At 65.3% G+C, this 26,039-nt stretch carries 22 protein-coding genes; 12 read left to right on the forward strand and 10 right to left on the reverse strand.

The genetic code is table 11. The features are described 5' to 3' along the window. Window positions 1–93: 93 nt before the first annotated feature. Complete coding sequence (locus ACVC5H_RS10910; protein ID WP_489622309.1) at window positions 94–1,062, reverse strand: hypothetical protein; 969 nt, start codon at window positions 1,060–1,062, stop codon at window positions 94–96. Between the two features lie 252 nt (window positions 1,063–1,314). Here ACVC5H_RS10910 and ACVC5H_RS10915 point away from each other — a divergent pair, with 252 nt between their 5' ends. The 4 genes from ACVC5H_RS10915 (at window position 1,315) to ACVC5H_RS10930 (ending at window position 4,679) form a co-directional block, all read left to right on the forward strand. Next, window positions 1,315–1,896, forward strand: a complete 582-nt coding sequence (locus ACVC5H_RS10915; RefSeq protein ID WP_489622310.1) for an ABC transporter ATP-binding protein — start codon at window positions 1,315–1,317, stop codon at window positions 1,894–1,896. After that, complete coding sequence (locus ACVC5H_RS10920) at window positions 1,893–2,714, forward strand: ABC transporter permease (RefSeq protein ID WP_489622311.1); 822 nt, start codon at window positions 1,893–1,895, stop codon at window positions 2,712–2,714. The genes ACVC5H_RS10915 and ACVC5H_RS10920 overlap by 4 nt, the downstream gene beginning before the upstream one ends. A 91-nt stretch (window positions 2,715–2,805) precedes the next feature. Next, entirely contained in the window at window positions 2,806–3,228 is a 423-nt protein-coding gene (locus ACVC5H_RS10925) for a nuclear transport factor 2 family protein (protein ID WP_489622312.1), read from the forward strand. Window positions 3,229–3,275: 47 nt separating this feature from the next. Then, window positions 3,276–4,679 (forward strand): NAD(P)/FAD-dependent oxidoreductase, encoded by a 1,404-nt coding sequence (locus ACVC5H_RS10930; protein WP_489622313.1) that lies wholly within the window; start codon window positions 3,276–3,278, stop codon window positions 4,677–4,679. A gap of 29 nt (window positions 4,680–4,708) precedes the next feature. Here the strand turns inward: ACVC5H_RS10930 and pdxR are convergent, their stop codons facing one another. The 4 genes from pdxR to tauA all read right to left on the reverse strand — a co-directional run bounded on the left by pdxR (window position 4,709) and on the right by tauA (window position 9,045). After that, window positions 4,709–6,220 carry a MocR-like pyridoxine biosynthesis transcription factor PdxR gene (pdxR, locus tag ACVC5H_RS10935; protein WP_489622314.1) on the reverse strand — a complete coding sequence of 504 codons (1,512 nt, stop codon included), beginning with the start codon at window positions 6,218–6,220 and terminating at the stop codon, window positions 4,709–4,711. A 68-nt stretch (window positions 6,221–6,288) separates the two neighbouring features. After that, on the reverse strand, window positions 6,289–7,140 hold the full coding sequence (locus ACVC5H_RS10940) for an ABC transporter permease subunit (RefSeq protein ID WP_489622683.1): 852 nt from the start codon (window positions 7,138–7,140) through the stop codon (window positions 6,289–6,291). A gap of 47 nt (window positions 7,141–7,187) precedes the next feature. Further along, window positions 7,188–7,973: a taurine ABC transporter ATP-binding protein gene (locus ACVC5H_RS10945; protein ID WP_489622315.1), complete on the reverse strand. Its 786-nt coding sequence runs from the start codon at window positions 7,971–7,973 to the stop codon at window positions 7,188–7,190. A gap of 43 nt (window positions 7,974–8,016) precedes the next feature. After that, on the reverse strand, window positions 8,017–9,045 hold the full coding sequence (tauA, locus tag ACVC5H_RS10950; protein ID WP_489622316.1) for a taurine ABC transporter substrate-binding protein: 1,029 nt from the start codon (window positions 9,043–9,045) through the stop codon (window positions 8,017–8,019). Window positions 9,046–9,477: 432 nt separating this feature from the next. Here tauA and ACVC5H_RS10955 point away from each other — a divergent pair, with 432 nt between their 5' ends. The 3 genes from ACVC5H_RS10955 to ACVC5H_RS10965 all read left to right on the forward strand — a co-directional run bounded on the left by ACVC5H_RS10955 (window position 9,478) and on the right by ACVC5H_RS10965 (window position 11,433). Beyond that, window positions 9,478–10,233 carry a sulfite exporter TauE/SafE family protein gene (locus ACVC5H_RS10955; protein ID WP_489622317.1) on the forward strand — a complete coding sequence of 252 codons (756 nt, stop codon included), beginning with the start codon at window positions 9,478–9,480 and terminating at the stop codon, window positions 10,231–10,233. A gap of 76 nt (window positions 10,234–10,309) precedes the next feature. Then, window positions 10,310–10,690, forward strand: coding sequence for a CidA/LrgA family protein (locus ACVC5H_RS10960; protein ID WP_489622318.1), 381 nt, complete (start codon window positions 10,310–10,312; stop codon window positions 10,688–10,690). Continuing rightward, a complete protein-coding gene (locus ACVC5H_RS10965; RefSeq protein WP_489622319.1) occupies window positions 10,690–11,433 on the forward strand; it encodes an LrgB family protein in 744 nt (247 codons plus the stop codon). The genes ACVC5H_RS10960 and ACVC5H_RS10965 overlap by 1 nt, the downstream gene beginning before the upstream one ends. Window positions 11,434–11,446: 13 nt before the next feature. Here the strand turns inward: ACVC5H_RS10965 and ACVC5H_RS10970 are convergent, their stop codons facing one another. The 5 genes from ACVC5H_RS10970 to ACVC5H_RS10990 all read right to left on the reverse strand — a co-directional run bounded on the left by ACVC5H_RS10970 (window position 11,447) and on the right by ACVC5H_RS10990 (window position 15,938). Next, window positions 11,447–12,364 (reverse strand): LysR family transcriptional regulator, encoded by a 918-nt coding sequence (locus ACVC5H_RS10970; RefSeq protein WP_489622320.1) that lies wholly within the window; start codon window positions 12,362–12,364, stop codon window positions 11,447–11,449. A 100-nt stretch (window positions 12,365–12,464) separates the two neighbouring features. Continuing rightward, on the reverse strand, window positions 12,465–13,067 hold the full coding sequence (locus ACVC5H_RS10975; RefSeq protein ID WP_489622321.1) for an ABC-type transport auxiliary lipoprotein family protein: 603 nt from the start codon (window positions 13,065–13,067) through the stop codon (window positions 12,465–12,467). Continuing rightward, complete coding sequence (locus tag ACVC5H_RS10980) at window positions 13,064–13,981, reverse strand: MlaD family protein (RefSeq protein WP_489622322.1); 918 nt, start codon at window positions 13,979–13,981, stop codon at window positions 13,064–13,066. Before ACVC5H_RS10980 ends, ACVC5H_RS10975 begins: the two co-directional genes overlap by 4 nt. Next, on the reverse strand, window positions 13,981–14,811 hold the full coding sequence (locus ACVC5H_RS10985; RefSeq protein ID WP_489622323.1) for an ABC transporter ATP-binding protein: 831 nt from the start codon (window positions 14,809–14,811) through the stop codon (window positions 13,981–13,983). The genes ACVC5H_RS10980 and ACVC5H_RS10985 overlap by 1 nt, the downstream gene beginning before the upstream one ends. Then, on the reverse strand, window positions 14,805–15,938 hold the full coding sequence (locus ACVC5H_RS10990) for an MlaE family ABC transporter permease (RefSeq protein WP_489622324.1): 1,134 nt from the start codon (window positions 15,936–15,938) through the stop codon (window positions 14,805–14,807). The genes ACVC5H_RS10985 and ACVC5H_RS10990 overlap by 7 nt, the downstream gene beginning before the upstream one ends. 294 nt (window positions 15,939–16,232) lie before the next feature. Here ACVC5H_RS10990 and ACVC5H_RS10995 point away from each other — a divergent pair, with 294 nt between their 5' ends. The 5 genes from ACVC5H_RS10995 to ACVC5H_RS11015 all read left to right on the forward strand — a co-directional run bounded on the left by ACVC5H_RS10995 (window position 16,233) and on the right by ACVC5H_RS11015 (window position 26,033). After that, window positions 16,233–17,354: a porin gene (locus ACVC5H_RS10995; RefSeq protein WP_489622325.1), complete on the forward strand. Its 1,122-nt coding sequence runs from the start codon at window positions 16,233–16,235 to the stop codon at window positions 17,352–17,354. 418 nt (window positions 17,355–17,772) lie between these two features. Beyond that, a complete protein-coding gene (locus tag ACVC5H_RS11000; RefSeq protein WP_489622326.1) occupies window positions 17,773–20,991 on the forward strand; it encodes a calcium-binding protein in 3,219 nt (1,072 codons plus the stop codon). A gap of 86 nt (window positions 20,992–21,077) precedes the next feature. Further along, window positions 21,078–23,252 (forward strand): type I secretion system permease/ATPase, encoded by a 2,175-nt coding sequence (locus ACVC5H_RS11005; protein ID WP_489622327.1) that lies wholly within the window; start codon window positions 21,078–21,080, stop codon window positions 23,250–23,252. After that, the gene (locus ACVC5H_RS11010) at window positions 23,249–24,592 is read left to right on the forward strand and encodes an HlyD family type I secretion periplasmic adaptor subunit (RefSeq protein WP_489622328.1); all 1,344 of its coding nucleotides are present in this window, start codon (window positions 23,249–23,251) and stop codon (window positions 24,590–24,592) included. The genes ACVC5H_RS11005 and ACVC5H_RS11010 overlap by 4 nt, the downstream gene beginning before the upstream one ends. Next, a complete protein-coding gene (locus ACVC5H_RS11015; protein ID WP_489622329.1) occupies window positions 24,582–26,033 on the forward strand; it encodes a TolC family protein in 1,452 nt (483 codons plus the stop codon). Before ACVC5H_RS11010 ends, ACVC5H_RS11015 begins: the two co-directional genes overlap by 11 nt. The last annotated feature ends 6 nt before the right edge of the window (window positions 26,034–26,039 follow it).

Here is a 26,039-nt window from a genome sequence, read left to right on the forward strand (position 1 = left end):
GCCCATGGTAGAAGGCCAACGACCACCACATGGTGCAGAAAACGTCAGCTTCGGTGCAGAAAGCGTCAACGCGCCTGAGCCAGCGCAGCGCGTTCAGAACAGGTTCAGCGAGACCAGGTAATCCATGCCCTGGAACAGTTCCACATAACGGCTGGCGGCCGATTCATTGATGACGATGAAGCGGGAGAAGTCGAACAGGGCCGGTTCCAGCTGGGCATCGATGGCTTGCTGGGCGGCGAAGCTGGCATAGCTCAGGCCGAAGCCATAGAACTGCTCCTTGAACTGCGGGTTCAGGTTGGCTTCGTCGACCGGATGGAATTTCATCACCAGCCGTGCGTGTTGACTGGCCACCAGCGCCTGCATGGTCCGCAGCGAGCTCATCAGGCCGTGCAGGTTCTGCTGGGCTTCTTCGCTGTGCTGTCCGCAGCGCGCCACCATGTTGATGATGTTGGGCAGGAAGCACAGCCAGTGGCGGCCCGGTTCGCGCAGCGCCCCTTGCGGCGCCAGGCTGACCGTGTGCACTCCCGGCAGGCCGGGGAAGGCGGCTGGCGAGACGCGATAGGCACCGCCATATTTCGGACTGGCGGCATCGAACCAGATGGCGGGCACGCTGTTGACCTGCAGGACCGCTTGCGGCGTGAGCCCCAGGCGCTGCATCAACAGGGGCTGGGCTTGCAGCAATTGCAGCAGCGCTGCGGCGTCGACCGCAGCATCCTGTGCCGGCCGGGCCAGATCGGGATTGCAGGAGGTATTGCCTTCTTCCAGATAGCACACGGTCTGCACCGACGTGGCCAGCTTGAGCAGCTTGCCCAGCAGGAAGCCGGTATGAGGCAGGAAGATGCGCAGCGGCGTCATCGTTCCGGGCAGTGCGCTTGCCAGCCGGACGAGAAACTCCACGGTGCGTGCAGGATCCCAGATGCCGTCGTCGGTCACGCGCACGAAGGGACCGTGCCACTCCATGCCGCGCCCGCACACCACCACGGGCCCCAACAGCCGTCCATCGCGCTCCAGTTGCCGCGCGATGGAATAGGTGATGGGGCTGTGCAGGTAGAGGATGTCCATGGAGATGCAGTGACGCGGCAGGGTGCCGGCTTGCCATCATGGTGGCAGCCCGCCCTGGCTACCATGGGAAGATCGTTCACAAACGTAACAGGATGTGAAGATGTCGGCCCGCCCGAGAGCGGCGCGGGGCGCGCTTGTGTCAAACTGCCGGGCATTGCCCGCTCCGGTGCGCTACCTTTTCGTGCTTTCCTTGCCATGGCTTCTGCTCACCCCGTTTCATTTCCTTCTGCCGGCGCAGTTGCGCGCCTGCGCGTGCAAGACCTTGGTTCGGCCGTCGTGGCACCGCTCAGTTTTTCGGTGCAGGCCGGCCAGTGCCTGGCGGTGGAAGGCGCATCCGGCGCCGGCAAGACGCGCCTGCTGCGCCTGATCGCCGATCTTGACGAAGGACAGGGCGAGGCCTGGCTGCAGGGCCAGCCGCGCAGTGCCATGCCGGCACCCGAATGGCGGCGCCAGGTGCTGTACCAGGCGGCCGAGTCGGCGTGGTGGGACAGCTGCGTCATGGCGCACCTGCGCCCGCAGCATCGCGCGGCCGCCGTTGCGCTGGCGGCGCGCCTGGCCTTGCCGGCCAGCCGGCTCGATGCCGATCTGGCGCAATTGTCGACCGGCGAACGCCAGCGCGCCGCGCTGATCCGCTCCTTGCTGCAGCAGCCCGCCGTGCTCTTGCTGGATGAACCGACCAGTGCGCTGGATGCCGATAACGTCGCCCGGGTGGAAGCCGTCTTGAGGGAGGCCATGCAGCAGGGCATGGCGCTGCTGCTGGTGACGCATGCGCAGGAGCAGGCGCAGCGGTTGGCCAGCGGTGTGCTGCGCGTGATGAAGCGGGAGTGCGCATGAGCGTCCTGGAATTGTCCTCTGGCGACCTGGCCCTGTCGGCCATCCTGGTGCTGGTCAACGCCATTGCGTCGCTGGCGCTGGGTTTGCAGATTCACCGTCCACTGCTGGTAGCGGCGCTGCGCATGGTGGCGCAGCTGTTGCTGGTGGGGCTGGTGTTGCGCTGGATTCTCGGCCATCAATCGCCCTGGCTGACGGCCGTGGCGGTACTGCTGATGATCGCCGCCGCCGCGCGCGAAGTCGCCAGCCGTCCGCGTACGCCGCTGGCGGGCAGCGCCGGGCTGCGCATCAGCGCCGTCGTGGTGGGCACGGCCTCCCTGCTGACGGTGGGATTGGCCTTGTCCACGGCGCTGCGTCCCGATCCCTGGTACGACCCGCGCTATGCCATCCCGCTGATGGGGATCGTCCTGGGCAGCGTCCTCAATTCGGCCAGCATCGCGCTGGACGCCTTCCTGACCGGGGCGCGCCAGTCGGCGGCCATCATCGAAGCGCGGCTGGCATTGGGCCAGACCCGTCAGCAAGCGCTGCGTGCGCCGCGCATGGCGGCCATCCGCAGCGGTTTGCTGCCGGTCATCAACCAGATGTCGGCGGCGGGCATCATCACCCTGCCGGGCATCATGACCGGCCAGGTGCTGGCTGGCATGGATGCTTTGTCGGCCGCCAAATATCAGATCCTGTTGATGTTCATCCTGGCCGGGGCCAGTGGGTTGGCTGCCTTTGGTGCGGCGACGCTGGCCATGTGGCGATTGACGGATGGGCGGCAGCGGTTGCGGTTGGATCGGTTGCGCCAGCCTGGTGCCACCGGTACCGGCCTGGCCTGATCAAAAGCTCCCGCTGGCTCTATGGCCAGCGGTCCAGGGTCCTTTAGGCTGTGTGTCATCGGCCTGCATCAGGCCATTCCATGGAGCCCGCATGTCCTCGTCCGTCCAGTTGCCTTCCTCTTCCAGCGCCGATGCACCGGTGACGGTAGAAACCCTGCAAGCCTTTTCCGATGCATGGAATCGTCATGACATCGATGCGTTGATGCGCTTCATGCACCCCGAGTGTGAATTCCTTGCTGCTGCCGGCCACGACGCTCACGGCACCCGCCACACCGGCACGGAAGCGGTAGCGCGGGCCTTCGCTTCGGCCTGGATCAATGTGCCTGATGCACAGTGGCGCAATGGCCGGCACTGGGTATCCGGCGAGCGCGGTGTGTCCGAATGGACCTTCACAGGTACTGCCGCCGACGGCACGCCCATCCAGGCCGATGGCGTGGACCTGTTCGTCTTCCGCGACGGCAAGATCCTGCAGAAAAACGTGTTCCGCAAGAACCGCACCCCCAAGCCGGCCTGAGCGCCGCTGCAGCATCATCTTCCTGAACCGCCAACAGGGTCACCGCCATGAACAGCTTGTCCCGCGCCGAACTGGGCGCCGCCGCCTACGATCCCGCCTTCGATCCTCTGGTTTCGCATTCGCCAGGCCACAACATGCAGTATGCCCCGACCTACTGGGTCGCCAGCGCCGGTGAGCCGCCCACGGACGACGGCCCCATCAATGGCGATACCGACGCCGATGTAGTCATCATCGGTTCCGGTTTCACCGGTCTGGCCACCGCCTTGTTCCTGGCGCGCGAACATGGCATTCGCGCTACCGTGCTCGAAGCCAATCAGGTGGCCTGGGGCTGCACCAGCCGCAATGGCGGGCAAGGGCAGAACGCCAGCGGCCGCCTGTATCGCTCGCAATGGATAGAACGCTGGGGCTTGCAGACCGCCTTGCGGCTGGATGAGGAAATCCGTAGCGGCTTCGAGACCTTCCGCCAGCTCACCGAGGAGATCGATTGCGATGCGCAACCCGGCGGCCACCTCTATATCGCCCATCGTCCCAAGAAGATGGCCTTCTTGCGCCACGAAGCCGAGGTCATGCGCAGCCGTTTCGGCTACGACACCCGCATCCTTACGGGTGAAGATGTCCGCCGTGACTGGTGCGGCGACCAGGAGGCCGCCGGTGCCATGCACGAGCCGGTGGGGATCTGCGTCCATCCCCTCAAACTGGCTTTCGGCTACATGAAGATGGCCCGCGCCCTTGGCGCGCGCGTGCATCCCTCCAGCCCGGTCACGGCTTGGGAGACCCGCCATGGCGTCCACTACCTGCGCACCCCCGGCGGTACCGTGCGCGCCCGTGCGGTGGCGGTGGCCACCGGCGCGTATGGCTTGCCGGGCTTGACGCCGCTGTTGAAGAACCGGGTCTTTCCGGTGCTCTCCAACTCCATCGTTACGCGCCCGCTCACCGACGAAGAATTGCAGGCGACCAATTTCCTGACGCACCAGGCCATCACCGATACCCGCACGCTGCGCTTCTATTACCGCCTGCTACCCGATCGCCGGGTGCAGATTGGCAGCCGCAGTGCCATCACGGGCGCCGATGCCCACCGCGACAGCCACTATCGACTGCTGGTCGATGGTCTGGCACGCAAGTTTCCGGCCTTGAAGGGTATCCGCATCGACCACTCCTGGTGGGGCTGGGTCGACGTCAGTCACGACATGATGCCGCGCGTAGTGCAGCCCGATCCGCTACAAAGCGTGTATTACGCCCTCGGCTACGGGGGCAACGGCGTCTCCTTCTCGGCCCACGCCGGGCGCCGCATGGCGCAACGCGTGGCAGGGTTGCGCGGGCCCGAGGTCGATCTGCCCATCTATGACAGCGCCCTGCCTTTTCCGCGCCAGGGAGAATGGGCTGCGCCGTTTCGCCGCCTCGGACAGGGAATGCTGTATCACTGGTACTGGCTGCGCGACGAGATTCTCTGAGGCGCGTTTGTTCCCCGGGCAGGACTGCCTCAGCGCCTGCGGCAACGCGGCAGCAAGGCCGCCAGCGCGGCAATGCCCGGTTCGATGCGATCGGCCTGGATCGACGAGAACCCCAGGCGCAGGCAGTTGAAATGGGCCGGGTCCTGCAGGCTGAAGGCCTCGCCCGATTCGATCAGGATGCCTTGCCCGAAGGCCGCTTGCCGCAGCAGACGGGTGTCGATCTCAGGCGCAAATCGGCCCCACAATGCCGAGCCGCCATCGGGCGCCGTGAAGTCCATCATCGGCAGATGCGTGTGCACGGCGGCGATGAGCAGGGCTGCGCGCCGCGCCAGTTCTTCGCGCATCTGGTGCAGGAAGCGGTCGTAGTGGCCGTGCGAGATGAACAGCGCCGCTGCCAGCTGGTTGTTGGTGGCCGGGTGGCGGATCATCAGCCGCCGCAGCACCCGCAGGCGTACCACCACTTCGGCCGGCGCCACGATGTAACCGATGCGCAGCCCCGGCGAGAGCGTCTTTGACAGGCTGCCGATGTAAATCACCCGCCGGTCATGGTCGATGGCTTTAAGGGCCGGGGAGGGCTTGCCGGCGTATTGCATCTCGGCGTCATAATCATCCTCGATGATCACGCCATCGTGGTGCCTGGCCCATTCCAGCAAGGCCAGGCGCCGTTCGGTGGACAGTGTGATACCGGTCGGACATTGGTGGCTGGGCGTGCAATAGAGGGTTTGCGCTTGCGCCAGCACGGCTGCGTCGGGCAGCACGCCATCGCGGTCCACCTCCAGTCCGACCAGTTGCGCCCCACGACACAGGAAGATGTTGCGCGCATCCATGTAGCCCGGGTCTTCCACAGCCACGGTAGAACCCGGCGGCACCAGCAGTTCGCTCACCAGATACAGCGCCTGCTGGGCGCCCACCGTCAGCAGTACTTCGTCACGGCGCGCGGCGATGCCGCGCCGGGGCAGCACGCGCTTGATCAGCTGCTCCACCAGCGAGGCGTTGTCGTGGTCGATGGCATCCGGCGCCCAGCCGCGAATCGAGCTGACGTCCAGCGCCTGTCGGCTGCATTCGCGCCAGTCGGCAATGGGAAACAGGCTGGGATCGAACTGGCCATAGAGAAAGGGGTAGCGATGGCGCTGCCAGTCTTCCGGCTTGTCCAGCCATTTGATGCCGGGTGGTTCGCTCTGCATCCTGGCCTGCCAGTTCACCGCGTGCGGTGCGGTATCCGGTGCCGGCTGTGCGGCGGCCGGCGTTGGCGGCTGCTGGTGCAGGTAGCGTTCGCTGACGTAATAGCCATTGCGCGGACGGTTTTCCAGGTAGCCGTCCTCGGCCAGTTTTTCGTAGACCAGCACGACGGTATTGCGCGAGATGGCCAGCATGTCGGCCAGCTCGCGGCTGGAAGGCAGGCGAATGCCCGCGGCCAGGCGGCCGTCCAGTACTGCATCGACCAGCCGCACCCGCAGCTGGCTTTGCAGGGTGGCCCCCTGGCGCTGCGGTTCGGGGAAGATCTGATGCCACATTACCTGATGGGCCTGGTGGTCACGCACGCCTCTGCTCCGCAATCCCAAAGCCTGCGCTGTCGCAGGATTCGTGCCAGCCAGCGGCCGTGTCCGGTTCACATCTTGCCTTTCCAGGGGATCAGCTTGCGCTCCATCTTGCGCATGAGCAGGTCGATCAGGTAGGCCAGCACGCCGATGACGATGATGCCCATGATGACCACATCGGTGCGCAGGAAGTTGGAGGCATTGAGCACCATTTGCCCGATGCCGGCCGTGGCCGCCACCATCTCGGCGGCCACCAGAGTGGTCCAGCCGAAGCCGACCGCGATGCGCATGCCGGTGAGGATTTCCGGCAAGGCGGCCGGAAACACCACCATGCGGATCACCTGCCAGTTGCTCGCACCCAGAGAACGAGCGGCATTGATTTGTTCGATGGCCACCGAACGCACACCGGCCTTGGATGCCATGGCCAGCGGGGCGAAGCAGGCCAGGTAGATCAGCGTGACCTTGGCACTTTCATCGATGCCCAGCCAGATTACGATCAGCGGCAGGTAGGCCAGCGGCGGCAGCGGACGGTAGAACTCGATGATGGGATCGGCAATGCCGCGTACCAGGCGGGAGGTTCCCATGGCCAGGCCAACCGGTACCGCCGTGAGCACTGCCAGCAGGAAGGCCACCATCACCCGGGTGATGCTGATGAGCACGTGCTGGGCCAGTGGCGTATCGCCCTGGGTCTGGCCGTGCAAGGCCTCCATCAGGGCCGCCAGCGTAGCTTGCGGGGTGGGCAGGAACAGTGGCTTGATCCAGTGCAGCGTGGTCGCGAGCCACCACAAGAGCAGCAGGGCCACGATGGTCAGGCTGCTGATGACCCAGGTACTGCCCTGGCCAGGCGCGCCATAGTTGCGCGGACGGCGGCGCTTGCGTGGCTTGGTCTGGCCGGTGGCAGCCGGGAGCGGGCTGGCTGGCATGGCAGTCTCCGTTGTATCGGGGGTGAGGGTAGGGGCGGTGGTGTTCATCAGTGCATTCCGCTGGACGAGGTTTGGTGCACCAGCGCCAGCACGTGTTCGCGTGCGGCGATGAATTCGGGATCGGCCTTGGTCCGGCGTGCATCGCGGGTGGCCAGGTAGCGCTTGGCGAAGGGCATGGGGAGATCATGTACCACCCGGCCCGGACCGGGTGCCATGATGAGCAGGCGGGTCGCCAGGAACAGCGCTTCCTCGACATCGTGGGTGATGAAGAAGAACACGCCCTGCGATTCATTCCACAGGTCCAGCAACAGTTCCTGGATGGCTTCGCGGGTGAAGGCATCCAGGGCCCCCAGCGGTTCGTCCAGCAGCATGACCGCAGGCGAGGAAGCGATGGCGCGTGCCACGCCCACGCGTTGCTGCATGCCGCCGGAAAGTTCGTAGACCTGCTTGTAGGCCGAGGACAGCAGGCCTACTTTGTTGAGACATTCCAGGGCGATGCGGCGCCGTTCGTGCAGTGGCATCTTGCGTAGCTTGAGGCCGAACTCGACGTTTTCCACCACGTTCATCCATGGCATGAGGGCGTGTTTCTGGAACACCACGCCGCGATCCGAACCCGGACCTTCGATCGTCTCGCCACCCAGCCGGATCTCGCCGCGGGTCGGTGCGATGAAGCCGGCGATAGTATTGAGCAGGGTGGTCTTGCCGCACCCCGATGCCCCCAGGGCCACCACGAATTCGCCTGCCGCAATGGCCAGCGAGACCTGATCCAGCGCCAGGCTGGGTGGCCCCTTGCGGGCCGGGTATTCGATTGAGATCTGGTCGATTTCCAGCATGGTCGCTCTCCAGGTTGAAGGGGTGGAACGGCTGCCGCCCGGCTTACTTGCCGGCCGCAATGGCCTTGACGTACTGGTCGGTCACGCCCACCGAGTAATCCGGCAGGACGGCTTGCAGCGTCTTCTGTTCCTTCAGGAACTCGGCCGTGGCCTGCAGCGATTTGACCGCACCGGCCTCCTTTCCGCCCGAGAGCCAGCGGGTGGACGCCTGTTCGGCCGGCGTCGGGAACTGGTAGAGCTTGAGGGCGGCCGCCACTTCACCCGGCTCGCCGCCGGAGATGGCGGCTACCGCCTTGCCCTGTGGGGTATCGCCGGTCCACTGCGCCGGGTTGGCACGGTACAGGGCGTCGTACTTGGCCAGAATGCGGGTGAAGCTGAGCATGAATTTTTCGTTTTCCTTGGCCCAGTCGCGGTTGACCACGAAGCCATCGAAGGTGGCGATACCGGTCTGCGCGGCGATCTTGCCTGAACTGGTCACCACCGAACCGCTGGCACCGATCTTGGCCAGCACCGGGTTCCAGACGTAAGCCGCATCGATGTCGCCGCGCTCCCAGGCGGCGGCGATTTCAGGCGGACGCATGTTGAGTACCTTCACGTCCGAGGGAGACAGGCCGGCCTGCTTGATGGCCATCAATGCATGGAAGTGGCTGGTGGAAACGAAGGGCACACCCAGACGCTTGCCCTTCAACTGCGCCACCGAAGTGATCCCGGAACCGTTGCGTACCACCAGTGCCTCGGCGTCATTGATGTTGTCCAGGATCCAGAACAGCTGGATGGGCAGGCCCTGTGACAGTCCGGCCGCCACCGGACTGGACCCGGCTTCTCCTATCTGCACGTTGCCCGAGGCCATGGCGCGGATCACGTCGCCGCCTCCGCCGAACTTGCGGTAGCTGACCTTGTAGCCGGTTTCCTTGGCCGCTTCGTCCAGTTGCTGGGCGTAGCGCCAGGGCACCATCATGTCCTGGTAGGCGATGGTGACCTCCTTGTCAGCGGCGCTGGCCAGGGTGGCGGAAAACAGGCAGGCGGTAGCCAGCAGAGTGGACAGCGTACGGCGCAATGCGAATGCTTTCATGTGGAACCCCTCGTTGTCGTGATGTTCGTGATGCAGGAATGGGAGCAGGCAAGGCGGCCTGCGACTGCCTTGCCTGGTACGGAGTTGGCAGCGCGTCTACTGTGACGCAGAAACCGGGCCATCCGATGGAGCCACGGCAGGCTTTCGATTGGACCAGCAGGCTTGATGCCGGTCTGCCTCGCATCCTGTCCAACGGCAAGAGCTGCAGGGCGCCGCACCCGGGCGCCTGCTGTGCAGGAGCGCCGGTCGCGGAGACCGGCGATGGTGCAGCATGGTGGCAGCTGGCACCGTTTTCGTGCGTGCTGCCGGTAGCACCCGCCTTGGCCGCTGGCTCCATGAAAAGCTCCCCCTGGTCTTATGTGCCTGCCATGGTCAATGCAATGATTGCGCCATGTCTGAACGATCCCTTTTCCTTGTTGCCGGGGTGGCTGCATGAGTCCCTCCTTGCCGCTGCTGTCAGGCTTGATGGCGGTCAGCCTGCTGGCCGGGTTGACCAAGGGCGTGACCGGTTTCGGCGGGGCGCTGGTCATGGCGCCGCTATTCGGGCTGGTCTTGCCGTCTTCGCAGGCCGCGGCCCTGATCGTGCTGGTCAATTGCGCAGCTTCGCTGCAGGGCTGGCGCGGCTGGATAGGGCGCGCCCACTGGCCCACGGTCTTGCCACTGGCCGCCATTGCCCTGGCCTGTACTGCCGTGGGCGTGCAACTCATTGCCAGCGGACGCCTGCCGGATCTGCATCGGCTTATCGGACTGTCCGTGCTGGCGGTGACGGCACTGCACGTGCTGGGCTGGCGCTGGCGTCATGGCGGGGGCGCCACCGCCACGCTGGCCGCAGGTGCGGTCTCGGGGATGATGACTGCCTTGTGCGGTATTGGCGGGGTGGCTGCCGTGTATTACTTCGACGGAATCCGGCGCGGGGCCGGGTCGTTGGCCCAGCGAGAGCAGACAGCGTGCCTGCGGGCCAATCTGCTGGCGTATTTCATGGTGTTGTTCTTTGGCGCTGCCCTGATCCTGGCCTGGGATGGCCAGGTCGGCTGGTCACAACTGTCGATGAGCGCCTGGCTGGTGCCGGCTTTTGCTGGCGGGGTGCTGATGGGCGAACGTATCTACGGATGGCTGTCGCCGCTATGGTTCCAGCGCATCGTAGCGGGCTTGCTGTTTTGTGCAGGAATGGTGGCCCTGGCCGGCTGAAGCGAAAATACATGGCATCAGGCGGGCAGGCTAAGATGGCGTCCTCTGAACTGCATCGTATCCTTGAAGGCCGACCATGAACCTTACCCCCCTAGCCATCCTGCTGGTCTTCCAATGCCTGGGCGAAGGTGCCGCGCAATTGCTGGGCCTGCCCATTCCCGGTCCGGTGATCGGCATGCTCCTGCTGCTGATCGCCTTTCTCTCCTCACCACGTCTGGCGCAACTGATGGAGCCAACTTCCTGGGGCATCCTGCAGCATCTGTCGCTGCTGTTCGTGCCCGCCGGGGTAGGCGTGATTGCCGCGGCCGGCCAGCTCAAAGGCGATCTGCCGGCCATCGTGGTGGCGCTGGTAGTGAGTACCGTGCTGGCCATCGCCGTCGGTGCGCTGGTGACCAACGCGGCCATGAAACGCTTCTCCAGCGCGCGGCCAGCGCGCAGCGACGAGGAGTCGCACTGATGCACGGCCTGGCCCGCCTGACCGACGTCTGGGTCTATCTCGCAGCCTCGCCGCTGCTGGGGCTGACCACCACGCTGGTGGCCTATCTGTTTGCCCTGTGGGTCTACCGCCGCCTGGGCTACAACCCGCTGGCCAACCCGGTGTTGATCGCCATTGCCATCGTGGTCAGCATCCTCACCCTTACGCACACACCCTACAAGACCTACTTCGAGGGCGCGCAATTCGTCCACTTCATGCTCGGCCCGGCCACCGTGGCGCTGGCCATGCCGCTCTACAAGCAGTGGCACAATTTCCGGCGCGCAGTGCTGCCGCTACTGCTGGGGCTGGCGGCAGGTTCGGTGACCGCCGTTGTTTCGGCAGTGGGCATCGCCTATGCGATGGGCGCCTCGCGCGATATCGTCATTTCCATGGCACCCAAGTCCGCCACCACACCCATTGCCATGGCCATCTCGGAACGCTTCGGCGGCCTGCCGTCACTGACCGCCGTGCTGGTGATCTGTACCGGCATCCTCGGGGCGGTGCTGGCGCGCTACGTGCTCAACTTCCTGCGCATCGACAGCCATCCGGTGCGCGGCTTCGCGCTGGGCGTGGCCTCGCATGGCATCGGCACGGCGCGCGCCTTGCAGGTCAGTGCCGAGATGGGGGCCTTCGCCGGCTTGGGGATGGGGCTCAATGGTGTCTTCACCGCCGTGCTGGTGCCGGTGCTGATGCCCTTGTTGCTGCGCTGGATGGGGCACCGATAAAGTCGTAAATCATTTACGCCGACGGCTTCGGGCACCATGGCGGCACCTTGAATTGCTCCACCAGGAAATCCCGCATGCGCTGCACTTTAGGCGGCAGATGGGTGCGGGTCGGGTAGAGCGTGTGCACTACCAGCTGCTCGCCGGTGGTCCATCCTTCGAACAATTCGACCAGTTGGCCGGACTGGATGGCGGCATTGACGATGAAGTCCGGCTGGATCGCAATCCCCTGGCCGGCAATGGCCATGGCGCGGCAGGTGGCACCGTTGTTGACGTAGACGGTGGAGCGCACGCGCACCTGGCAGGTGTCGCCATGCTCGTGCTTGAAATGCCACTCGTCGCCACCGTTGCGGTAGCTGTAGGAGATGAAGGGGAAGTCGCGCAGCTCCGCCGGGCTCACCGGCGTGCCATGCCGCTGCAGGAAGGCCGGCGAGGCGCAGGCGATCATGCGCACCGGCGCCAGCGGGCGCGCCACCATGCGGCTGTCGCCGAGGGTGCTGATGCGGATGGCCATGTCGAAACCTTCTTCGAGCAGGTCGATGGTGCGGTCCGACAGGACGATGTTGAGCGTGATCAGCGGATGCTGTTCGGTGAACTTGCCCCATAGCGGCGCCAGTTGCTCGACCCCGAAATCCTGCGGGGCACCGATGCGCAGGCGGCCGCAGGCCTGGTCGGAATTGAGTCCGACTTCGCTCTCCACATCCTGGATGGATTCCAGCAATTCCTTGCAGCGCATGAAGTAGACGCGGCCCTCATCGGTCAGCGAGAGCCGCCGCGTGGTGCGGTGGAGCAGGCGGATGCCCAGGAACTGTTCCAGTTCCGACACCTGGCGCGAGACGGCCGGTTTGGATTGGCCCGTGACATCCACTGCCGCCACGAAACTGCCGCTCTCGACCACGGCGACAAAGGTCTCCATCGCTTGCAACTTGTCCATGGTTGCCTTCCGATCCGCAAGAAAAATACCGGCCAGACTGCCACAGGCAAGCAGATTTGCCCATGCTACGTTTGGATAATGGCGCGCCGACGCAAATCGTTCATCGCACCGTGGCAGCCCAGGCCACGACGTCTGCGGCCAGCCGCGCCGAGGCGCTGCCAAAGGTGCTGACCACTTCCGGCACCTTGCTGCCATCCACCGCTTCCACCGCCGCAAAGCGCCGCGCAGCCAGCTGCTGGCGGCTGGACGTATCGATCAGGCGGGCATCGTAGACGATCATCACGCTCGGTACTCCCTTGCGATATTCGGTCTGGAAGGCCGTCAGCGTCCCATCGAGCTCGACCTCGGCCGCGATGTTGGTGTTGTCGGCGGACAGGCGCGGGAAGCGGCCGTCGGCCTGGAAGGCATCCAGCAGGCGGTCGCGTAGCAGCTGCGGTGCCGGGTCGCTCCAGCGCACGCCGGCATAGGACTTGATCACGTCGCCTTCGGGCAGCACCAGGATGCGTTCACTGTCGATGCTGCGATTGGCCGCAGGCGTGGCGATGCGCAGCGAGCGATAGGGCGTGCCGGACTGGGGAAAATTGCCAGAGGCCAGCGGCGGCAGGCGATAGACCGCCAGCGGATCGGCCTTGGGCAGGATGGAACACGCCGTCAGGGCCAGGCTGGCGGCGACCAGCGCGGTGCGCAGGAGCGGGGTCATCATGGTTGGAATTCCTGGAGATTGTCTTGGCCCAACAGGTAAGCGCCGGGATTGGTTTCCAGCTTGCGGCTGATGGCCCGCACCGAAGAGAGCGTACTGCGCAGTTCGGTGATGGCCGGGCCGATCTCGGCCACGCCCTGGGCGCCATTGTTGAGCGCAGCCTGGTTCTGCTGGATCAGCTTTTCGATCTGCTGGCTGCTGGCGGCCAGCGAACGCATGGCTTGCTGCAGGTTGCCCATGGCATCGTTGCCCCGGGTGGCCAGCAACTGGTTGGCCGATTGCATGGCCAGGTTGGCCTGGCGCGCGGCCGCAGCCAGCTCCTGCATGGCGGTGCCGACGTTGCCGCGCTGGGCGGCCAGGGTGTCGGTCAACTGCTCCAGGTGGGCCAGGGTCTGGTTCAGGCGGCGGGCGTTTTCGGGGGCCAGGAACTGCTTGGCATTGAGCAGCACTTCGTTGACGTTGGAGAGCAGGTCTTCGCCATTGGAGAGCAGGGACGACAGCGGCGAGGGCGAGGCGATGATGACGGGATCACTGCCATCCTTGGATTCCAGCCGCGGACTCTCGGGGGTGCCATTGGTGAGCTGGATCAGCGCAGTGCCGGTAATGCCGGCCAGGGCCAGCTTGGCGCCGGTATCTTCCTTGATCGGCGCCTTGCCGGTGACGCGGATGCGCGCACGCACCTTGCGCGGATCGGCCGGGTCCAGGCTCAGGCCCACCACGTCGCCCACCTTGATGCCGCTGTACTGCACGGGGCTGCCGCGCGAGAGGCCGCTGACGGCCTCGTTGAAGATCACCGTGTAGTAGTCGACGTCGCGGTCCTGCCCGACCTTGGTCAGCCACAGGCAGAACACCAGCGCCGCCAGGGCGACGAGGATCGTGAAGAGTCCGATGAGGACGTGATGGGCACGCGTTTCCATTAGGCGTTTCCTTGATGCGTTGGGGCGGCCGCTGCGCGCAGCGCGGCCTGGCTGGCGGCCCGTCCGCGCGGGCCCTGGAAGTATTGCTGTATCCACGGATCATCGAAGGCCGCCACCGCCTCGATGCGGTCGGCCACCAGGACGCGCTTAGCCGAGAGCACGGCCACGCGGTCACAGATGGCGTAGAGGGTATCGAGGTCATGCGTGACCAGGAACACGGTCAGGCCCAGCGCATCGCGCAGGGTCAGGATGAGGCGGTCGAAGGCGGCCGCGCTGATGGGATCGAGCCCGGCCGTGGGCTCGTCCAGAAAGAGGATGTCCGGGTCCAGTGCCAGTGCGCGGGCCAGCGCGGCGCGCTTGATCATGCCGCCCGAGAGCGCGGCCGGATACTTGTCGCCGGCGGCGATGGGCAGGCCGGCCAGGGCCAGCTTCATGGCCGAGACGCCGCGCGCCTCGTCGGCATCGAGGCCGCCGTATTCGGTCAGGGGCAGGGCGATGTTTTCCAATACGGTCAGGGAGGAGAACAGCGCACCCTGCTGGAACAGCACCCCAAAGCGCCGCTCGTACTGCGAGCGGGCTTCGGTGGACAAGGCCGAGAGGTCTTGGCCAAACACTTTCACCTGGCCCGCTGCCGGACGCTGCAAGCCGACGATGCTGCGCAACAGGACCGACTTGCCGGTGCCCGAACCGCCCACCACGCCGAGGATTTCACCGCGCCGCACCTGCAGGTCCAGTTGGTCGTGCACCACCTGGGTACCGAACTGGTTGCGCAGGCCGCGCACGTCGATGATGGACTCCACGGTGCCGTTGGCGTGAACAGGATTCACCATCCCATCTCCATGAAGAACAGCGCCGCCAGCGCATCCAGCAGGATCACCACGAAGATCGACTGCACCACGCTGGAGGTGGTGTGCTGGCCCACCGACTGGGCGCTGCCGCTGACCTTGAAGCCTTCATTGCAGCCGATGATGGCGATCACGAAGGCGAACAGCGGTGCCTTGACCATGCCCAGCACGAAGTGACGTATGCCGACGTCCTGCTGCAGCAGCGAGAGGAACATGGTCGGGCTGATGTCCAGCGACAGCGCACACACCATGGCGCCCCCGAAGAGCCCCGACATCATCGCGATGAAGGTCAGCAGCGGCATCGAAATCAACAGCGCGATGATGCGCGGCAGCACCAGCAGGTTCACCGGGTCCATGCCCAGCGCGCGGATGGCGTCGATCTCTTCATTGGCCTTCATCGAACCGATCTGCGCCGTAAAGGAACTGGCGGTACGTCCGGCCATCAGGATGGCGGTCAGCAGCACGGCGAATTCGCGCAGGAAGGAAAAAGCCACCAGGTCCACCGTATAGAGACTGGCGCCGAAGTCGGCCAGCACGGTGGCGCCAAGAAAGGCCACCACGGCGCCCACCATGAAGGTCAGCAGGGACACGATGGGCACCGCATCCAGCCCGGTCTGCTCGACCTGCACCACCACGCCGGTGAATCGCCAGCGCGAAGGGCGCCAGAACGAGGCCACCAGCGTCTGCAGGCAAAGCCCGGCAAAGCCCAGCAGCCCGCGCGAACAGGCACGCAGGTTGAGCGTGGCGATACCGGCGCGTTCCAGCATGTCGGTGATCCAGGCCTGCGACGGTGGCGCGGCCTTGGGCATGGCGATGGCCTTGGCTTCGGCGACAGCGGCCAGCAGGCCGCGCCAGGCACGGGGCAGGCTGCTGTCGTCACCGGTCTGGCGCAGCGCTGCGGGCACGCCCAGCAGATCCACCAGCAGCTTGGCGCCCACGGTGTCGAAGGCGGTCAGTGCAGAAAACGTCAACACCACCTCCTCGCCTGCGGCCGGCCGCTGCTGCGCAATCTGGCGCGACAGCGCGCGGTAGTTGCGCAAGGTCCAGTCGCCTTCCACGTGCAGCACGGGCGGGCTGGACGGTTCCAGGCGGAAGGTGGCGGCGGTATTCAAATCGGATCAGGCCAGCGCGGGCAGGGTTGGAAGAGGGCAGTTTACCGAACTTGCCCGCCGATGCGCAAAAAGCGTCAGCAGGCCGCGGCAAGTATGGCATGCAGGGAGGGTTCGCGCCAGCCGCTGTGCAAGCCTGCCGCGCACTATCCCAAGAGGTAATTGCCGGTGTGCAGCGTGGCTTCTACCATGCGCTCTGCCTGGACCTGGCCAGCGCAATCCTGCTCCTTCACCCGGCAGAAAGCACCAGGGATGATTTGACGTTTTCTGCACCATGCCGCTTACGGCGCGCTTCTCATGAAAAAACTCATCCTCACACTGTCAGCGCTGGGCCTTGCCAATGCCGCCCAACTCGCCCAGGCCCAGACCTCCACCGTCACCGTCTATGGCGTTATCGACATGAGCATGGTCTACACCAGCAAGGTCGGCACCGGTAACAACAGCCGCGTGAGCCTGGACTCGGGCGATGCCATGGCCTCGCGCATCGGCTTTCGCGGCAGGGAAGAACTGGGTGGCGGACTGGCCGCCATCTTCCAGCTGGAAACCGGATTCTCGGCCGACGACGGCGCCATGGCCACGCCCGGCACCCTGTTCGACCGCAAGTCGGTGGTTGGCCTGAGCGGCCGTTACGGCACCCTCACCGTGGGCCGCCAGACCGATTATCTGGAAGAGATCGGCCTGCAATACAGCTCCTTCCAGATCTTCGGCGGCGGCGGTGTGCGCGCCGGCCACTTCAACAGCCTGGACCGTCTGACCGGAGCGCGCACCAACAATTCGGTGCGCTTCGATACGGCCGAGATCGATGGATTCACCGGCAGCCTCTTCTATGGTTTCGGTGAAGTCGCCGGCCAGACCTCGGCCGGGCAAGCCTTCGGCGTAGGCGCCAACTACCAGCGTGGCAATGCCGGCATCGGCGCAGCCTATTACCAGAGCAAGCTGGCCGCCGATGCGCCGCCGTCGTCGGCCGGTGATACCGACCTGAAGACCTTCACCCTCGGCACCAGCTATCAGGCTGGGCCAGCCAAGCTGTTCGCGGCCTGGTCGCAGGTACGCCGTCCTACGCAGCAACCGCTGGCCGCCACCGGCCTGGTGGCCATCACCAGCGCTACCCGTGCCAACGTGTTCGACGTGGGCGTGGACTATGCGATGGACGCCAAGCTGCACCTGCTGGCCAGCGTCATCCATGACCGCGCCGACCTGGCGCGTACCAATGGCGGGGCAACCCGTGGGCACACCACACAGTTCAACCTCGGCGTCGATTACTTCTTCAGCAAGCGCACCGACGTGTATGCCATGGCCAGCCGGCAAAGCGCCAGTGACGTGCTCAATCCCGGTGTGATCAGCGCGGCCTATTCGTCGGCGCCCGCCGACGACAGCAGCCAGAACGTCTTGCGCATTGGCTTGCGGCACAAGTTCTGAGGCCAGCGCCGGGCGGGTGCGGTTTTCCGCCTTGCCCGGTGTTGTATGTTTTCCATTCCAGCGAAGCAAGGGTGAAGATTTCTTCGCCTGCGTTTTCGCCTTTTTATTCACATAAATCATGTTCGTGCGGCTAGCCGCCTAGGGAGGTGCTGAAGAAGCGTTCACCTGGCCCCCATGCGCCCGTCCGATGGGCTTTCCAGGCCGTGCCGTCTCGGCACCATGGTGCGATTGTGGGCGGCGGCAAGCTTGGGTTGAATGGCAGCGGGAAGAAGTTTTACGAGTTTTGGCACGAATAAATTCGAGATGAGGCCACACGCACCTGACCGGCAGCAGTGCCGTCCGCAAGGTGCAGGCGTGGCCCGGCAACAAGCTCGATGCGTGTCATTGCCATCGATTCACACCGCTCAGGGAAAACGCCATGACCATCACTATTGCCCCCAATCGCGTCTCGCCGCTGGCTTCGACGCCGCCGACCACGCCCGTTCGTCAACGCAAGGCTGCGGCCGCCACGCTGACCAGTACCGCCAGTTTCGTCCATGCGCCGACCGTGGTAGAGGAGGGCATCACGCCCGTCTCCGCCTTCGCTTCGGACCCGGCGGCGGAGGCCAATCCGTTCTCCGCCCCAGCGCCAGCCGCGCGCGCGGCCCGCGCAAGCCGCCGCGACCAGACCTCCCGCGCAAAGAACGAGGAGGAGGGCGCACCGCCGCTGGTGGCACCGACTGTCGGGAGCCCCGGCTTACCGGCCTGGAGCGAAGCCGGCTCGTCCGAAGTGGCGCAGGCCGATCTGGTCAAGGGGCGTGCCGTTGTCCCGGCTGTGGGCAAGCCGGCGATAGCGCCGGGCGAGGACGTACAGGCCGTATCCGCAGCGGGTACGGCAGCGCCCATGCTGGCGCCGGCCTGCCCGGTTCTTCCCTTTTCCGCCATGCCCGCTTCACTCCAGCCTGATCCCGCTGGCCCGGTCGTCCAGACCGCACCGCCGCAGACCAAGCCCAATCAGGCGCCTTGCTGGACCACCGACCTGGTGCCCCTGGCTGATGCATTTCCTCCGGACGTGATCCTCAGCTTCGATTGCGTGCCCGTGCCGGTCTCTTCGCTCGTTCCCTGCCCGGTGCCAGCCCCTGTGCCAAGCAGTCCAGGTGCGCCGGTGGTATCGGCTGATGTGCCGCCAGCAGTGGCACCGGCCGTCGCTCCTGCAACTCCCTCCGTCCCCGCGCTTACCGGCTATATAGCGCCGCCCGCTGCGATCTATATGGCACCGCCCCCGGAGCCGCCCGTCCCGGACAGCAATTTCCGCAGCCTGCGTGACGATGGCAATGCCTTCCACCTCGACAACGGCCGCACGGTGAACTTCGGCCCGGGCCAGATCAAGGCGCTCAACAGCTGCCCGGGCTGCCTGGTTGGCACCGACGGCAATGACCTGCTCGACCCCAACCTCGGCACCTCCAACTACAACGTCAACACCCAGGCCGGTCCCTTCCGGCAGCTGGCCGGTGGCGGCGGTGACGACGTGATCAATGGCAGCAAGGGCGACGACATCCTGTGGGGCGGCGATGGCAAGGATCTCTTGTGGGGCAAGGAAGGCGACGACCAACTCTATGGCGAAAACGGCGATGATCAGTTGGTCGGCGATGACGGTAACGATCTGCTCTCGGGTGGTGCCGGTGCCGACCATATTTTTGGGGGCCTGGGCAATGACCGCATCTGGGGCGGCGATGGCGATGACCAGTTGTATGGCAATGACCTGAGCGTGCACGGTGCCAAGGGCCTGCAAGCCGGGCAGACCGATGACGACCAGATCGTGGGCGGCGCGGGTAACGACAGTATCTCGGGCGGCTTCGGCAATGACCAGCTATGGGGCGGCACAGGTGATGACAACCTCTATGGCGATGACGGCGATGACAAGCTCTATGGCGACGAGGGTAACGACCGTCTCTATGGCGGCGCTGGCAACGATGTCCTGCAAGGCGGCGACGGCGATGATGTGCTCTATGGTGACTACATGCGTGCCTACGCCGCAGCGACCAACGACATCGGTGGCGATGACCTGCTTTATGGCGGCGCCGGCAACGATACCCTGTATGGAAGCGTGGGCAATGACCTGCTCGACGGCGGCACCGGGGCCGACTACCTGGAAGGCGGCAAGGGCGACGATACCTACGTGGTCGACTGCAGTGGTGACACGGTGGCCGAGCAAGCCAACGAAGGACATGACACCGTCATCGCCTCCTGCAACTACACGCTCACGGCCTATGTGGAAGATCTGCACCTGGCCGAAGGCGACAACTTCAATGGCACCGGCAACACCCTTGACAACCTGATCACCGGCAACAGCCAGGACAACCTGCTCGACGGCGGCCAGGGCGCCGACACCCTCATCGGCGGCAAGGGCAACGATACCTATGTGGTCGACAACGCCGGCGACAAGGTGGTGGAACAGGCCGATGAAGGCATCGATACGGTCCTCTCCAAGATCAGCTATACCCTGGGCGACAACCTCGAAAACCTGACCCTGATGGACAGCACCAGCGCACAGGCCGAGACCATCAACGGCAAGGCGGCGCTGGTGTACGGATTCCCGCACAACTATGACCTGGACTATTCGCAGGGCGACGAGGTGCCGGGCTACAAGGGAACCTGCGGCGAGACCAGCGTGGCCAACATCTGCATCATGTCCGGCCAGCAGGAGAACGAGGCCGATGTGGTCAAGCGCGCCATCGCCAATGGCTGGTGCCGTACGCAGGCCACCAGCGACGCTGCGCGCGGGGGCTGCAATCAGTACGATCAGGTGAATCTGCTCAAGAGCTTCGGCCTGCCGGCCGAGGTCAGCGACGGTTACGACCAGGCCAGGCTGGCCAGCCTGCTCAAGGATGGCCGTGGCGTCCTGATCGCCGTCAACGCAGGCAAGCTGTGGGGCGACCCGGATTATGTCCAGGGCGGTGTGCTCAACCACGTGGTCACGGTCACCGGCGTGGCGTGTGATGCCGGCAGCGGCGATGTGCTTGGCTTCTACATCGCCGACTCGGGACGCGGACAACTGGCCGATGCCAACCGCTACCTGTCGGCCGAGGACATGCGCAAGGTGGCCGACGCATACGGTGCCAACATGGTCTATACGCGCGACCCCATCAAGGTGCGCAACGAGAACACCGATGCCACCGGCAATGCCCTCGATAACGTGCTCACGGGAAATCGCGGCAACAACATCCTCACCGGCGGACGTGGCGACGACATCCTCATCGGCGGTGCCGGCAACGATACCTATGTCTTCGCCCGCGGCGATGGCCGCGACCAGATCATCGACAGCGATGCCACCCGCGGCAACCAGGACTTGCTGCAGTTCAAGGACATCAGGCAGACCAATCTCTGGTTCAGCCAGTCCGGCCAGGATCTGCAGATCGACGTGCTGGACAGCAGCGACCGCCTCACCATCAAGGACTGGTACGTGGGCGGCATGAGTGGCACCGACAATCACGTCGAACGCATCTGTACCGCCGAGGGCTACACCCTCTACGACACCGATGTGGCCCAGCTGGTGCAGGCCATGGCCAGCTTCGGGCCACCGCCACCGTTGCAGACCGAATGGACCAGCGGCCAGGCCAGCGCAGCGGGCAAGGTGCTGCTGACGGTCAATCACTGAGCAGGCCCGGAAGCGCTTACGTGATCGGTGTCCCGCCATCGGGCCGACGATCACGACGACAGTCATCCACCCTCTTCGGGAATCCTATGAACCAGAGCGATAACGACGCCGGCCAGGCAGGCATGGACAGTGGCTTGCTGTGCCTGATCATGCTGGCCAAGTTGCACGGCATCGCCGCCGATGCGCAGCAATTGCAGCACCGCTTCGGCCGCCAGCCCTTCGGTGTGCAGAACATCCTGCTGGGCGCGCGCACGCTGGGCATGAAGGCGCGCTGCATTCGCCAGCATCCCGCACGGCTGGAGCGTACTCCCTTGCCAGCCATCGGCATCGATCATGAGGGCCGCTTCTTCGTGCTGGCCAAGATCGAACCCGGGCAAGGCCAGCCGGGTGCGGGCGCGCGCATGCTGATCCAGCAGCCGGGGCAGCCGCCGCAGGTGATGTCGCGTGCGGAATTCTCCGCCTTCTGGTGTGGGCAGGTCATCCTCATGACGAGCAAGGCGACTTACACCGGGGAATCGGCGCGCTTCGATTTCACCTGGTTCATCCCGGCCGTGGTCAAGTACCGCAAGGTGTTGGGCGAGGTCTTGCTGATCTCGCTGGTGCTGCAGATCATCGGGCTGGTCACGCCCTTGTTCTTCCAGGTGGTGATGGACAAGGTGCTGGTCAATCACGCCATGATGACCTTGAACGTGATTGCGGTGGGCCTGATCGCCGCCACCATTTTCGAGGCCCTGCTCAATGGCATCCGCACTGCCATCTTCGCCAAGGCCAGCAGCAAGATCGACGTGGAACTGGGCGCGCGCCTGTTTGCCCATCTGCTGAGCCTGCCGCTGGCCTATTTCCAGGTGCGCCGTGCAGGTGACTCGATTGCGCGGGTGCGCGAGCTGGAGAACATCCGCAGCTTCCTCACCAGCAATGCCATGACGCTGGTGCTGGATCTGGTGTTTTCCTTCATCTTCCTGGCGGTGATGCTCTGGTACAGCGTGCCGCTGAGCCTGATCGTGCTGGCGTCCATCCCGGTCTACTTGTTGCTGTCACTGATCTTCACACCGCTGCTGCGCGCCCGTCTGAGCGACAAGTTCAACAAGAGCGCCGAGAACCAATCCTTCCTGGTGGAGACGCTGACCGGCATGGATACCGTCAAGGCCATGGCCGTGGAGCCGCACTGGCAACGCAAGTGGGACCAGCAACTGGCCGGCTATGTGGCCGCCGGCCTGACCACCACCAACATCAGCCTTTTGGCCAGCGGTGGCGTGAGCCTGGTCAGCAAGCTCGTCGGGGTGGGCATCATGTGGCTGGGCGCACTGCAGGTGGTGGACAACGCCTTGTCGGTCGGCGAGCTGGTGGCCTTCAACATGCTGGCTGGACAGGTGGCCGCGCCCATCCTGCGGCTGGCGCAATTGTGGAACGACTTCCAGCAGGTCGGCATTTCCATGAGCCGGCTGGCGGACGTGCTCGATGCCCGCAGCGAGATCGCCGGCCATCGCACGCGCTTGCCGCGCGTGACCGGGGCGATTGCCTTTGAGCACGTGAGCTTTCGCTATCGGCCGGAAACGCCGGAGGTGATTCGCGGCTTGTCGCTGCAGATCCGGCCGGGCGAGGTCATTGGCATCGTCGGCCGTTCCGGTTCCGGCAAGAGTACCCTGGCCAAGCTGGTGCAGCGGCTGTATGTCTGCGAGAGCGGGCGCATCAGCGTGGACGGGCAGGATATTTCCATCATCGATACTGCCTCGCTGCGCCAGCAGATCGGCGTGGTGCTGCAGGAGAACACGCTGTTCTCGCGCTCCATCCGCGACAACATTGCCCTGGTCGATCCTTCGGCCTCCATCGAGGAAGTGATCGCCGCAGCCCGCCTCGCGGGCGCGCATGACTTCATCTGCGAGCTGCCCGAGGGTTACGACACGCTGGTCGGCGAGCAGGGCACGGGCCTCTCCGGGGGCCAGCGCCAACGCATTGCCATTGCGCGCGCATTGATCAGCAATCCCGGCATCCTGATCTTCGATGAAGCCACCAGCGCCCTGGACTATGAATCCGAAAAAATCATCCAGGACAACATGCGCCAGATCTGCGCCGGACGCACCGTGCTCATCATCGCCCACCGGCTCTCGGCCGTGCGCGAGGCCGACCGCATCCTGGTGATGGAGCGCGGCAACGTCGTCGAGAGTGGCCGCCATGAGGAACTGCTGGGACTGGCCAATGGCATCTATGCCCATCTGCATGCGCTGCAGGCAGGCAAGCCGATACAGGGAGAATCAGCATGAGCCTGCATCATCGTTCCCAGGCCTGGATGGCCTTGTGGCATCGCTATGGGCGCCGCTTCCTGCAGGCCTGGCGCGCGCGCCACCAGCAGCAGGTTGGCCTGTTCAACCAGCAGGAAGCTGAGTTCCTGCCGGCCGCGCTGTCACTGCAGGAAGCGCCCGATTCTGCCAGCCTGCGCTGGACGGCACGCGTGCTGGTGTCCATGGTCGTGCTGGTGCTGGCGTGGTCATTGATCGGGCAGATCGACATCGTGGTCAGTGCCAATGGCAAGGTCATTTCGTCCAGCCGCACCAAGACCATCGCCTCCGTCGAAGTGGCCAGCGTGCGCGACATCCTGGTACGCGAAGGGCAGCACGTGCGAGTCGGCCAGCCGCTGGTGGAACTCGACACCACCAGCAGTGACGCCGAACGCGACAAGGCCGCCGATGCGGTGGCGCAGGCGCGGCTGCAGGTGGCGCGGGCGGCCGCCATGATGCAGGCGGTGCAGCAACTGCGCGCGCCGCAACTGGAGGAAGTGCCCGACGTGGCGCAGCCGCAATGGGACTCCGTGCAGCGGCAGTTGCAGGGGCAGTACCATGACTTCCGCGCCCGGCTGGCTCGCTTGGATGACGAGATCGTCCGCTACGGTGCAGCGCTGCGCCTGGCCAGCCAGCGTGCCAGCGACTACCGTGCATTGATGGAAGACCATAGCGTGTCGCATCATGCCTGGCTGGAGAAGGAGCAAGCGCGCGTCGATGTGCAGGGCCAGCTGGCCGATGCCCGCAACCAGCGCGCGGCCTTGCTGGCGCAGATCCAGAAGGAAGCACACGACAGCCGCATCGAGGCCGAGAAGATCATCGAGGCCGCCCGCCAGGACCAGCGCCGCGCCGACGAGCACAGCAAGTTGTTGCGTTTGACCGCGCCGGTCACGGGCACCGTGCAGCAGCTCAACGTGCATACCATCGGTGGCGTGGTGGCGGCGACCCAGCCGCTCATGCAGATCGTGCCGGAGGAAGACGATATCGAAATCGAGGCCCAGATCGAAAACAAGGACGTGGGCTTCGTCGAGGTCGGCCAGGAGGTGGAGGTGAAGGTCGATGCCTTCGACTACACCAAGTACGGCACGCTCCCGGCCAGGGTAGTCTCGGTCTCACGCGACGCCATCCAGGATGAGAAGAAGGGCCTGATCTACACCGCCCGCATCGTCATGGACAGAAACAGTCTCGATGTGGATGGCCGCAGGCTGCCGTTGTCGGCGGGTCTTGCGGTCAATGTGGGCATCCGCACGGGCAGCCGCCGCGTGATCGAATATGCGCTCTCGCCCTTGTTGCGCCACCAGAAGGAGGCCCTGCATGAGCGCTGATCCTCTGCACCGTTGGCCGCTTGCTCTGGGAATGGCGGCTGCGCTGCTGGCGGCATCCCCGGCCCGCAGCGGCGAGCCTGCGCGCTTCGATCCCTTGCTGGCGCGGCCGCCCGAACTGGATCATGGCAAGGTGCTGCCGGGCGACCAGCAGGCCATGGTTTGCACCAGCAGCAGTTTTGTCCCCGGCAAGGTATTGACGCTGGCGGATGCGGTGGACCTGGCGCTGTGCCACCAGCCGCAGGTGCAGGCCACCTGGGCCAGCATCAAGCTGCAGGCGGCGCAACTGGGCGAGGCGCGTGCGGCGTACCTGCCCACGCTGGGTGCCGGTGCCAGCCGCTATCGCGACAGCGCCAGTTCGGAGCAGGGCAGCAGCAGCCGCTCGGTCAGCACGCTCTATGCCACGCTGACCTGGCGGTTGCTTGATTTTGGTGGCCGCAGCGCCAACCAGCGTGCGGCCGATGTCTTGTTGCAGGCTGCTCTGGCCAGCCAGGATGCGACCCTGCAAAAGGCCATGGCCGGTGCGGTTGGCCTGTACTATGACGCCCACAGTGCCCGCGCCACCCAGCAGGCGCGCGAGCGCAGCCTGCAACTGGCCCGCCAGGTGCTGGAGACGGCCATCAAGCGCGAGCAGCGGGGCGTGGGCGCCTTGCCGGAAACCCTGCAGGCGCGCAGCTTTGTGGCCAAGGCAGAACTGGAACTGGCGCGTGCTACCGGCCAGCACAAGCGCAGCCTGGTGGCGCTGGCGGTGGGGCTGGGTTTGCTGGACGAGGCCGGGGATGCGCCTGCGTTGTCGCTGTCGACGGAGGTGGAAGAAGATCCGCTGGGGCTGGAGCAGAATCTGCCGGGATGGCTGCAATCAGCCAGGCAGTATCACCCCGCCATCCTGGGCGCGCGCGCGCAGGTGGAGGCGGCGCGCGAGAAGGTGAAGGTGGCACGTTCGGAAGGGTTGCCGACGCTGGACTTGAGCGCGAGCCGCTTTGTCAACGGACGTCCCAATCAGGGCGGGGGCAGCCGGGGTGACCGTGAAACGGTGGTGGGGCTGAATCTCAATATTCCCGCGTTTGAAGGTTTTGCACGCAATTACAAGATCGACGGTGCGCAGGCTCAGGTCGAATTGCGCGAAGCTGAGTTGCGCGATGTGCAGGCGCAGGTGCTGGGTGATATCGCTACCACTTACGTCGAGGCGACCACGGCCTTGCGTAGCATGGCCTCTGCAAGGAGCTTGCTGGAGGCGGCGCAACGGGCGGTGGAGTCGGTGCGGCGCAAGTATGATGCGGGGGCTGCCGATATCGTTGAGATGCTCAATGCGCAGTCGGGGCTCAGTGATGCCGAGCTGGAACGTATTCGTTCGCTGGGGGAGTGGCGGTCGGCGCGGTTGCGGTTGTTGGCTAATGCGGGGGAGATGGGGAGGGCCAGTTTCAGACCGGTGGCACGTCGTTGAGAGAGC

It is taken from the genome of Herbaspirillum sp. Her3, assembly GCF_057961275.1.

What these genes read in the sequence shown, in the direction of transcription:
- ACVC5H_RS10910 (WP_489622309.1), bottom strand. Translation starts at nt 1,062, where the DNA reads ATGGACATCCTCTACCTGCACAGCCCCATCACCTATTCCATCGCGCGG.
- ACVC5H_RS10920 (WP_489622311.1), top strand. Translation starts at nt 1,893, where the DNA reads ATGAGCGTCCTGGAATTGTCCTCTGGCGACCTGGCCCTGTCGGCCATC.
- ACVC5H_RS10925 (WP_489622312.1), top strand. Translation starts at nt 2,806, where the DNA reads ATGTCCTCGTCCGTCCAGTTGCCTTCCTCTTCCAGCGCCGATGCACCG.
- ACVC5H_RS10930 (WP_489622313.1), top strand. Translation starts at nt 3,276, where the DNA reads ATGAACAGCTTGTCCCGCGCCGAACTGGGCGCCGCCGCCTACGATCCC.
- ACVC5H_RS10940 (WP_489622683.1), bottom strand. Translation starts at nt 7,140, where the DNA reads ATGCCAGCCAGCCCGCTCCCGGCTGCCACCGGCCAGACCAAGCCACGC.
- ACVC5H_RS10945 (WP_489622315.1), bottom strand. Translation starts at nt 7,973, where the DNA reads ATGCTGGAAATCGACCAGATCTCAATCGAATACCCGGCCCGCAAGGGG.
- tauA (WP_489622316.1), bottom strand. Translation starts at nt 9,045, where the DNA reads ATGAAAGCATTCGCATTGCGCCGTACGCTGTCCACTCTGCTGGCTACC.
- ACVC5H_RS10955 (WP_489622317.1), top strand. Translation starts at nt 9,478, where the DNA reads ATGAGTCCCTCCTTGCCGCTGCTGTCAGGCTTGATGGCGGTCAGCCTG.
- ACVC5H_RS10960 (WP_489622318.1), top strand. Translation starts at nt 10,310, where the DNA reads ATGAACCTTACCCCCCTAGCCATCCTGCTGGTCTTCCAATGCCTGGGC.
- ACVC5H_RS10965 (WP_489622319.1), top strand. Translation starts at nt 10,690, where the DNA reads ATGCACGGCCTGGCCCGCCTGACCGACGTCTGGGTCTATCTCGCAGCC.
- ACVC5H_RS10970 (WP_489622320.1), bottom strand. Translation starts at nt 12,364, where the DNA reads ATGGACAAGTTGCAAGCGATGGAGACCTTTGTCGCCGTGGTCGAGAGC.
- ACVC5H_RS10975 (WP_489622321.1), bottom strand. Translation starts at nt 13,067, where the DNA reads ATGATGACCCCGCTCCTGCGCACCGCGCTGGTCGCCGCCAGCCTGGCC.
- ACVC5H_RS10980 (WP_489622322.1), bottom strand. Translation starts at nt 13,981, where the DNA reads ATGGAAACGCGTGCCCATCACGTCCTCATCGGACTCTTCACGATCCTC.
- ACVC5H_RS10985 (WP_489622323.1), bottom strand. Translation starts at nt 14,811, where the DNA reads ATGGTGAATCCTGTTCACGCCAACGGCACCGTGGAGTCCATCATCGAC.
- ACVC5H_RS10995 (WP_489622325.1), top strand. Translation starts at nt 16,233, where the DNA reads ATGAAAAAACTCATCCTCACACTGTCAGCGCTGGGCCTTGCCAATGCC.
- ACVC5H_RS11000 (WP_489622326.1), top strand. Translation starts at nt 17,773, where the DNA reads ATGACCATCACTATTGCCCCCAATCGCGTCTCGCCGCTGGCTTCGACG.
- ACVC5H_RS11005 (WP_489622327.1), top strand. Translation starts at nt 21,078, where the DNA reads ATGAACCAGAGCGATAACGACGCCGGCCAGGCAGGCATGGACAGTGGC.
- ACVC5H_RS11010 (WP_489622328.1), top strand. Translation starts at nt 23,249, where the DNA reads ATGAGCCTGCATCATCGTTCCCAGGCCTGGATGGCCTTGTGGCATCGC.
- ACVC5H_RS11015 (WP_489622329.1), top strand. Translation starts at nt 24,582, where the DNA reads ATGAGCGCTGATCCTCTGCACCGTTGGCCGCTTGCTCTGGGAATGGCG.